The 9,380-nt window shown below is 65.8% G+C and carries 7 protein-coding genes and 1 rRNA gene; 4 read left to right on the plus strand and 4 right to left on the minus strand.

Features of this window, described 5'->3' with window-relative positions; genetic code table 11:
• Positions 1 to 150: integrase core domain-containing protein (locus AC1DFC_RS29325; protein ID WP_478180537.1), on the plus strand; the 150-nt coding region annotated here is incomplete at its 5' end.
• 3 nt (positions 151 to 153) lie between these two features.
• On the opposite strand, the gene AC1DFC_RS29330 is transcribed toward AC1DFC_RS29325, so the two are convergent.
• The 3 genes from AC1DFC_RS29330 to AC1DFC_RS29340 form a co-directional block, all read right to left on the minus strand.
• Positions 154 to 1,338, minus strand: coding sequence for a nucleoside hydrolase (locus tag AC1DFC_RS29330; RefSeq protein ID WP_042673180.1), 1,185 nt, complete (start codon positions 1,336 to 1,338; stop codon positions 154 to 156).
• A gap of 160 nt (positions 1,339 to 1,498) precedes the next feature.
• Positions 1,499 to 3,115 (minus strand): S41 family peptidase, encoded by a 1,617-nt coding sequence (locus AC1DFC_RS29335; protein WP_413336241.1) that lies wholly within the window; start codon positions 3,113 to 3,115, stop codon positions 1,499 to 1,501.
• A gap of 62 nt (positions 3,116 to 3,177) precedes the next feature.
• Positions 3,178 to 5,502 (minus strand): ATP-binding protein, encoded by a 2,325-nt coding sequence (locus AC1DFC_RS29340; RefSeq protein ID WP_478180535.1) that lies wholly within the window; start codon positions 5,500 to 5,502, stop codon positions 3,178 to 3,180.
• Between the two features lie 116 nt (positions 5,503 to 5,618).
• On the opposite strand from AC1DFC_RS29340, the gene AC1DFC_RS29345 reads away from it, so the two are divergent.
• From AC1DFC_RS29345 to AC1DFC_RS29355, 3 genes are all read left to right on the plus strand, one after another.
• Positions 5,619 to 6,818 carry a threonine ammonia-lyase gene (locus tag AC1DFC_RS29345; RefSeq protein WP_193386545.1) on the plus strand — a complete coding sequence of 400 codons (1,200 nt, stop codon included), beginning with the start codon at positions 5,619 to 5,621 and terminating at the stop codon, positions 6,816 to 6,818.
• A 119-nt stretch (positions 6,819 to 6,937) separates the two neighbouring features.
• On the plus strand, positions 6,938 to 7,090 hold the full coding sequence (locus AC1DFC_RS29350; RefSeq protein WP_007831971.1) for a hypothetical protein: 153 nt from the start codon (positions 6,938 to 6,940) through the stop codon (positions 7,088 to 7,090).
• Positions 7,091 to 7,242: 152 nt separating this feature from the next.
• Positions 7,243 to 9,114: a phosphoenolpyruvate carboxykinase (GTP) gene (locus AC1DFC_RS29355; RefSeq protein WP_478180536.1), complete on the plus strand. Its 1,872-nt coding sequence runs from the start codon at positions 7,243 to 7,245 to the stop codon at positions 9,112 to 9,114.
• Positions 9,115 to 9,288: 174 nt separating this feature from the next.
• On the opposite strand, the gene rrf is transcribed toward AC1DFC_RS29355, so the two are convergent.
• A 5S ribosomal RNA gene (gene rrf, locus AC1DFC_RS29360) occupies positions 9,289 to 9,380 on the minus strand; the annotation flags it as partial.

The following is a 9,380-nucleotide window of genomic DNA, read 5'->3' on the forward strand; positions in this document are numbered from 1 at the left end:
CCCTACCAGAACTCAGCTCACCGAACCGATGCCCTGGCGAGCTGGCAGCACCACTACAACTGGCATCGCCCGCACAGCGGCATCGGCGGTATCGCGCCTATGTCCAGACTCAACTCGTCAAGAAACAACCTCTTGACGCTTCACATCTAGCCTTCAGTTCGTCGCGGGCAGCACGACCGGCACCGGCCGCGTGAGCAGGTCGACGTACAGCTCGAAGAAGCGCGCGTTGTCGAACTTCTTCACCACCGTCATCTTCTGCAGCGTGGGGCCCGCAGGCTGCGAGGCATAGCCGATGGAGCGGCCGTTGTCTGCCGCGCCAGGCTTGGCGATCACGTCGACGTAGCGGTCCACCGTCTGCGTGGCGTAGCCCGGGTCGATCAGGTAGGCCAGCGTGAGCGTGTCCCAGATGTTCTGGGTGTAGTTCGGGTTGTTCTCGAAGCCGTTCTTGCCGTCGAAGCCGTAGCCGTTGAGCTTCTGGAACACGTCGGTCACGGCCGTGGGCTTGGCCGGGTGCGCGATGCGGTCGTAGATGGTCTTGGTGAGGAACACGGTGTCGGTCACGTCCAGCGGCACCACCACCTGCGGGATCGGCAGCCGCACCACGTACTGCGCGGCGTCGGGGTCGAACCACCAGTTGAACTCGGCGGCCTTGGTGGTGTTGCCCGCCACGTCGATGGCACCGCCCATGTAGATGATCTTCTTGATGAGCGGGACGATCTCGGGGTTCTGCTTCGCCGCGAGTGCGATGTTGGTGAGCGGGCCGATGGCAAGAATGGTGATCTGGCCGGGATTGGCCTTCACGGTGTCGACGATGAAGTCGACCGCGCTCTTGCGCTGCACGACGGTGTGCTGCGCAAAGCCGTCGGGCGAGGGCTTGAGGTCGGCATCGGTCTTCGGCTCGGGACCGCCCCAGGCGCCGAGATAGCCGTCGCCGCCGGCACCCGCGGCCATCTCGGCTTGCACGTCGGCGAAGCTGTGGTTGAGCGCGTAGTTCGCGCCCACGTAGACGCCGATGCGGTTGCCCACGCCGAGCCGCTCCATCGACATCAGCGCGTCGGCCACGCCTTGCTTGAGCCATTGGTTGCCCGACACCACGCTGATGCCCATGACCTGCACCTTGCCGCTGGCCTGCAATTGGACTGCCATGACGCCGAGCTGGCCGTCGTCRCTCATGGTGTTGTAGTCGCTGTCGATGATGATCTTCTGCGCCGTGGAGCCGCCCGATCCGCCGCCGAAGCCCGGGCCCAGGCCGATGCCGCCGCCTCCGTCGCCACCGCCGCCGCAGCCCGCCAACACCGTGATGACGGCGATGAACATCGCCCCGATCCATTTGCGCATCTGCATCTTCCGCTCCTGAGACTAAGAGGTTGGTTTTCAGTCGAAGGCACTGAAATACAAACGTTTGCGCAAAGCTTTGCGCAAACGTTTGCCAACTCTACGGTGCAAGCCGCGGCCATGGCAAGCGCCGCAGCCTAGGGGTTTGCGCGGGCCGGTCGGATCAGGCCGGATCGGGTGCGGGATTGATCAGCCGGTTCTCGCGCAGCGGCGAGCGGCCAGGCATGTAGGGCTGCTCCACATCGGGCGCGGCCTGGCTCTTGTCCAGGCCCGACGCCAGGGCCTTGGACGACCCGGCCGGGCAGGCGCCGGTGCTGCGCAGCGTGAGCGCCGCGGACAGCCGCGCCTCGCTCTGGTCCCCGAGCTGGTGGGCGAAGTCGTCGGCCACGGTGCAACCGGCGGTGGGCGCGAAGCCGTCGCCGTAGTCGCCGCTGCCCTGTTGGTTCACGCCCTTGAACTGGATCGCGAAGTAGGTGGTGCCGCAGTTGTCCTGCGGGTAGAAGCCGTAGGGCTTGCCGCAGGTGGTGCCGCCGACGAGGTTGACGGTGACCCCCACGCCGCGCAGGCTGTTGATGACCGACTCGCTCGCCGAGCAGGTGTCGGGGCCGGTGAGCACCGTGACGCGCGAGAGGCCCAGCGTGGGCAGGGCCTGGCCGCTGCGGCTGGTGCCGGTGAAGGGCGTCAGGGTCTGCGCCGCCGTCAGGTGGAACGGGTTCTTGTCGTTGAAGGTGAGTTGCTCGAAGGTCTTGCCCGCGGTCACCGCCGGCGACGAGATCATGTAGGCCAGCCGGCTGGCGATGAGCAGCTGGCCGCCGCCGTTGTAGCGCATGTCGAGCACGAGATCCTGGATGCCCGCGCCCTGCTTGAAGGTGTTCACCGCGGCGATGAGCTGCGCCTCGGAGGTCGTGATGTGGTCGTTGAACAGCAGGTAGCCCACGCGGCCGCTGCCGGTGTCGATGACCTGGACGTTCTGCACCGGCGTGCTGGTGACCTTCGCGGCCGTCAACTGCACGGGAGACTGCGCGACGCCGTTCACTTCGAAGGTGAAGGTGTGCGATTCGCCGACGGCCTTGGGCGAAAGGGCGGCGTTGATCGCATTGACGTTGGCGGTGCCGGTGCTGCTGACGACGTTGATACCGTCGATGGTGAGGATCTTCGCGCCGCGCTGCAGGCTCGCATTGGTAGCGGGCGAGTTCGGCTCGACAAAGGCGATGCGGATGTCGCGCGGCGGCGAGCTGCGTATCGCCGCCGTCTCCATGCCGTAGCCGGCCGACACGCCGCCCTGCGACAGCTGGCGGTACACCTCGGTGTCGTAGGTAAAGTGAAAGCGGTCCTTGGCACGGCCCGAAGCCGTGGTGAGCGGCGTCTTGAGCACGTTGAACCAGGCGACCGGCGTGGCGTAGTCGGCGGCCTTGAGCGTGGTCGGCACCTCGGTGTACCAGAGGTAGGTTTCGTCGATCCAGCCGCGCACCCAGCTCTTCTCGTTGTCGAGCGAGCCAGCGCGGTCCGGATAGGCGGCACCCGTGTCGGGGTTGACGCCCGCGCGCGGCGCCGCGCACAGGCCGGCAACCGTGGCCGAGGCGACGATGCCGCCATCGCCGCCGCCGCTGGCGGGCGGCGTCGTGGTCCCGGGCAGCAGGCCGATCGGCAGGCCTGCGCCACCGCCTCCGCCGCCGCCACCTCCGCAACCCGCCAGCAGGCAGGCCACCGCGAGCGCGGCGCCCGCAACCGATGCGCCTGGGCGCGGCAGCAGCCGCGCGTCGACCTTGCGAAAGTCCATACCTTCCTCCTCGTGGCCCGGACGCGCGGATGTTTCGCGCGCCCGGTTTTCTTCTGTTCCCGCTATTGCACGAAACCCATGCCGCGCGATTCGCGCACTTCGGGCTTGATACGGTGCTCGGCTTCGAGCTGGTCAAGGAATTCGGTCGCGGAAAACTCGGCCGCCAGTATGTCGGTCTGCCGTTTCACCGCCGCGAAATCGCCCGGGCACAGCTGTGTCAGCGGGGCCAGCCGCGAACGCATGGCAGCTGTCATGAGCGCGGCGTCGCCCGCAAGCGCCTCGGTCACGAACATGCGCTCGCGCTGCGCGGCGGTGAGCGGCATGAACTTGATCTTGAAGGTGAAGCGCCGTAGCGCGGCCTGGTCGAGCCGGTCGAGCAGGTTGGTGGTGCAGACGAAGACGCCGTTGAAGCGCTCCATGCCCTGCAGCATCTCGTTGACCTCGGTGACCTCGTAGGTGCGCTGCGCGCCGCGCCGGTCCTGCAGGAAGCTGTCGGCCTCGTCGAGCAGCAGCACAGCCTTTTCGTTCTCGGCCTCGCGGAACATGGCGGCCATGTTCTGCTCGGTTTCGCCGACGTACTTGCTCATGAGGTCGCTGGCCTGCTTGACGATGAGCGGGCGGCCCACGGCCTTGGCGATGTGCTCGGCCAGCGCGGTCTTGCCGGTGCCGGGCGCGCCGTAGAAGCACAGCGTGCCGTGGCCGCGCGCCTTCAGCGCCTCGACGATGCGCGGGATCTCGAAGCGGGTCTCGACATGGAGCATGTCGAGGTCGTAGGTGGTCACGCTGCGGCGCTCGCCGCGTCCGGCATCGAGCGTGCCCAAGGCGAGGTCGGCGTTGCGCAGCTGGCGTTCGATGAGCGCTTCCACCGAAGCGTCGTCGGTTCGCGCGAGACCCGCAAAGCGCACAGCCGTGCGGATCTGCGCGGGCGTGAGGCCTTTTCGCTCGGCCAGCTTGGCGGTGAAGGCCTCGGACACGACCACGCCTTCGAGCGTCTTCTTCACGAGCTGCTCGCGCGCGCCCGGCGGCGGCGACTTCAGCTCCAGGTGGTAGGCGAAGCGGCGACGGAAGGCCGGGTCGATCTGCTCGATGCGGTTGGTGACCCACAGCGTGGGCACGGGGTTGGCCTCGAGGATCTGGTTGACCCAGGCCTTGCCGCTCACGCTGCCGCTGGTGGGCGCCGGGATCTGCTCGGCGCGCGCCATGAACTGCGCAGCCTCGGTGCTGATGGGCGGGAAGACGTCCTCGACCTCGTCGAACAGCAGTGCGGCCTGCGCGCTGCCCTTGAGGAACACCTGGGCGATCTGCAGCGAGCGGTAGCGGTCGCGGCCACTCAATGAATTGCCGTCGCGGTCGGCATACTCGACTTCGAAGAGTTCGAGTCCTGCAGCCTGCGCGACAACCTTTGCGAGTTCGGTCTTGCCGGTGCCGGGCGGCCCGTAGAGCAGCACGTTGACGCCGGGCTCCTTGCGCGCGACCGCCGCGCGCAGCAACGTGACGAGCATCTGCGCGTCTTCCTGCACGAACGAGAAGTCGTGTGGCGTGAGCGCGCTCTTGGCCGAGGGCCGCGTGAACACGGCCATCAGCTCGTTGTGGTCGCGGTACTCGCGCATGAGCACCGGCGGCAGCTTCTCGCTGACCTTCATGAGGTCGGCCAGGTCGGTGATGTTGTGCTCGGAGATGAGGTTCTCGACCAGCCCGATGCGCTCGAGCCGCGAGCCCGCGCGCAGCGCCTCGCCCACCTCGCTCGCGTTCACACCCGCGATGTCGGCAATGGCCGCATAGGCCTCGGGAGCGTTGTTGACCTTGAACTCGACCAGCAGCGAGCGCAGGTCGCGCTGGTAGCGCGCGAGCGTGCCGTAGAGCAGCAGCGCGCGCTCGGCCTTGTTGAGCTGCAGCAGGCCCGCGAGCGCGTCGATGTTCTTCTCGACCAGCGTCGATTGCTTGCGCAGCGCGTGCGTGAGCCAGTCGCGCGTGACGGCCAGCACCGAGAGCAGGTCCTTCGGCTGGTCTTTCGCGTATTCGTCGAGATAGAAAAAGAGCGTGCCCTCTTCATACGGGCCGCGCCACACGCCGTGGCGTTCCAGCAGCGTGCGGCCGTCGAAGTCCTCGACGCCCTTCCAGGCCTCGTTGCCCGCGCAGCGTCGCCCGAGGAATTCGCGCAGCCGCTGCAGCACGGCCGCCGGCCACACCAGGTGCCGCCCCGTGAGCGAGAGCAGGCCATTGATGTCGCGCCGCACATTGAAACGCGGCCCCTGCTTGGCCGCCAGCGTGAGCACGAAGTGCGAGCACATCAGCTCGAGCACCGGCGCCTCCTTGAGGCCGGGCGACGGCAGTGCCTGCCCGCGTACCGCAGCAGCCACGACATCGACACCCGCACGCTTGACCATCAGGCAACCTCCAACGAGGACAATCTCGGAGCGACCATAACGCAGACTTTTGGCTTCGGGAAGACCGGCGAACGGTAAAAACCCTCATGGGTGCGATTCCAGCCACAATGCGCGCCATGGTCGGAATCGATGAAATCCTGCGCGCCGCGGCGCGTCTCCAAGGTCAGGTGCTCAATACACCCTGCGTCGAGTCGCGCACGCTCTCCGAGATCGTCGGCGCACAGGTGTTCCTGAAATTCGAGAACCTGCAGTTCACATCCTCGTTCAAGGAGCGGGGGGCATGCAACAAGCTGGTCGATCTCTCGGAGAACGGTATACGCGGAGTGATCGCCATGTCTGCCGGCAACCATGCGCAGGGTGTGGCCTATCACGCGCAGCGGCTGGGGTTGCGCGCATTGATCGTGATGCCGCGCTTCACGCCCGGCGTGAAGATCGAACGTACGCGCGGTTTCGGCGCCGAGGTGGTGCTGCACGGCGATACGCTGGATGCGGCCCGCGCCCACGCACTGGAGTTGGCCCAGCGCGAGGGGCTGACCTTCGTGCATCCCTACGACGACGAGGCGATCATCGCGGGTCAGGGGACGGTGGCGCTCGAAATGCTCGACGTGGTGCCCGACCTCGACACGCTGGTGGTTGCGGTGGGCGGCGGCGGGCTGATCGCCGGCATGGCGGTTGCGGCGCGCGAACGCAAGCCGGGCATCGAGATCGTCGGGGTGCAGACCACGCGCTTTCCAGCCATGGTCAACGCCGTAAAGGGTACGCACCACGCGCAGGGCAAGAGCACCATCGCCGAGGGCATCGCGGTCGGAACGCCCGGCGTGCTCACGCGGGAGATCATCGCAAGCAAGGTCGACGACCTGCTGCTGGTGGACGAGGGCGACATCGAGCAGGGCGTGCTGATGCTGCTCGAAATCGAGAAAACCCTGGTCGAGGGCGCGGGCGCGGCCGGCCTGGCGGCGCTGATCCGGCACCCCGAGCGCTTCAGGGGCAAGCGCGTGGGGCTGGTTCTTTCGGGTGGCAACATCGATCCGCTGCTGCTCGCGGCCATCATCGAACGGGGCATGGTGCGGGCTGGCCGGCTGGCTCGCGTGCGCGTCAGCGCGCGCGATGTTCCGGGCTCCTTGGCCCAGATCACGGCCACCGTGGCCGAAGCGGGCGCTAACGTCGATGAAGTCCATCACCAGCGCGCCTTCACGATGCTGGCGGCGCAGAACGTCGACATCGAGCTGGTGCTGCAGACCCGCGGACGCGCTCACCTCGCCAGCGTGCTGGCCGCGCTGAAGGACGCCGGCTTCGAAGCCGAAGAGCAGCATTGAGCCGCAAGATCAACCCCGGACGGTTCTATTCAGGGGCTCGCAACCCCCTAGACCGGTCCCAGGCTGCCGGTCGGTAAAATGCCGGCAGTTTGTCAATTGCGTATTCGAGGTACTTCCCGATGTCCAACCCCACCCCCATCGAGCCGAGCCAGGGCGCCGCTGTCGAAAAAGACGCCGTCGAGTCGGTCGTTCACCTGATGCCACTGGTGCTGCCGCTGGCCGGCGGCGTGCTGATGCTGCTACTGGCATCCATCGCGGTCTACATGGCCTGACGCTGACAGGCGTTCGCGCCTTTGTCCGCGGGCGGTGCGGCCCGCGCTGACGCAGTCTCCCAAAGCGAAACGTTTTCTCAAACGGACCTCCGTGCCTGAGCGGCACGGCGCCCCGTTCGGAAAGACGATTTTTCAACTTAGGAGATTTTCCGATGAACGCACCCACGATGAAGGGCCTCACCATTCAGACGCCCTCATACGTCAAGAACGCGAAATTGATTGCCTGGGTGGCCGACATGGCCGCGCTGTGCAAACCCGAAGCCATTCACTGGTGCGACGGGAGCAAGGAAGAATACGACCGCCTTTGCCAGCGACTTGTCGACGCCGGCACCTTCAAGAAGCTCAACCCCGCCAAGCGCCCCAACTCGTTCCTCGCGGTGTCCGACCCGAGCGACGTTGCGCGCGTCGAAGACCGCACTTTCATCTGCTCCCAGGAGAAGGAAAACGCCGGACCCACCAACAACTGGATGGCGCCGGCCGAAATGCGCGCGACGCTGCAGCCTCTGTTCGACGGCTGCATGAAGGGCCGCACGATGTACGTCGTGCCGTTCAGCATGGGCCCGCTGGGCTCGCCGATTGCCCACATCGGCATCGAACTCTCCGACTCGCCCTATGTGGCCGTCAACATGCGCATCATGACCCGCATGGGCAAGGCCGTGTACGAGGTGCTGGGCGCCGATGGCGAATTCGTGCCCTGCATGCACACCGTGGGCGCGCCGCTCGAGGCTGGCCAGAAGGACGTGTCCTGGCCCTGCAACAAGACCAAGTACATCGTTCACTATCCCGAGACGCGCGAGATCTGGAGCTATGGCTCGGGCTACGGCGGCAACGCGCTGCTGGGCAAGAAGTGCTTCGCCCTGCGCATCGCCTCGAACATGGGTCGCGACGAAGGCTGGCTGGCCGAGCACATGCTCATCCTCGGCGTGACGAATCCCGAAGGCAAGAAATACCACGTCGCAGCGGCGTTCCCGAGCGCCTGCGGCAAGACGAACTTCTCGATGCTGGTGCCGCCGGCGGGCTTCGAAGGCTGGAAAGTCACGACCATCGGTGATGACATCGCCTGGATCAAACCGCAGGCCGATGGCTCTCTGCGTGCCATCAACCCCGAGGCCGGCTACTTTGGCGTGGCCCCCGGCACCAACATGCTGACGAATCCGAACTGCATGCGCAGCCTGGACGACGGCGTGATCTTCACCAACGTCGCGCTCACGGACGACGGCGATGTATGGTGGGAAGGCATGGAACAGGACGCACCGGGCAAGGCGCTGCCAGCGCACCTGATCGACTGGCAGGGCAAGGATTGGACGCCGCAGATCGCCAAGGAAACCGGTGCCAAGGCCGCGCACCCGAACGCCCGTTTCACCGTGGCGGCCACCAACAACCCGGCGCTCGACGAGGCGTGGGACGACCCGAAGGGCGTGACGATCGATGCCTTCATCTTCGGTGGCCGCCGCTCGACCACTGTGCCGCTCGTCACCGAAGCCCGCAACTGGGTGGAAGGCGTGTACATGGCCGCGACCATGGGTTCGGAGACGACCGCTGCCGCGGCTGGCCAGCAAGGCATCGTGCGCCGCGACCCGTTCGCCATGCTGCCGTTCATGGGCTACAACATGAGCGACTACTTCCAGCACTGGCTCGATCTCGGCAAGAAACTGGAAGCCTCGGGCGCCAAGCTGCCGAAGATCTATACGACCAACTGGTTCCGCAAGGGCGCGGACGGTAAGTTCGTCTGGCCTGGCTATGGCGAGAACATGCGCGTGCTGAAGTGGATGATCGATCGGGTCGAAGGCAGCAAGACCAATGGTGTGGAGCACATCACTGGCGTGAGCCCGCGCTACGAGGATCTGAACTGGACAGGCCTGAATTTCAGCGCCGAACAGTTCGCGACCGTGACCAGCATCGACAAGGCTGCGTGGGAGGCTGAATTGAAGCTGCACTCCGAGCTGTTCAAGCAGCTTGAGCACCATCTGCCGAAGGAATTGCCGGAAACCAAGGCTGCGATTGAGCAGCGTCTGGCAGCCTGACAATCGCTGATTGCGCCAACTAAAAAGCCCGGTGGATTGTCCATCGGGCTTTTTTATTGGCTGTTCGGTTTGGTTATTGACGGTGTCGCCATTTCCATTGCATTTCCATTTTCAAACTCCCCAAAGCAAAAAACCCCAGTCAGATTTCTGACTGGGGTTTTCTGGGCTGTAAGAGCCTGACGATGACCTACTTTCACACGGGAACCCGCACTATCATCGGCGCTGAGTCGTTTCACTGTCCTGTTCGGGATGGGAAGGAGTGGGAC

This window comes from Variovorax sp. 10L421 (assembly GCF_056395365.1).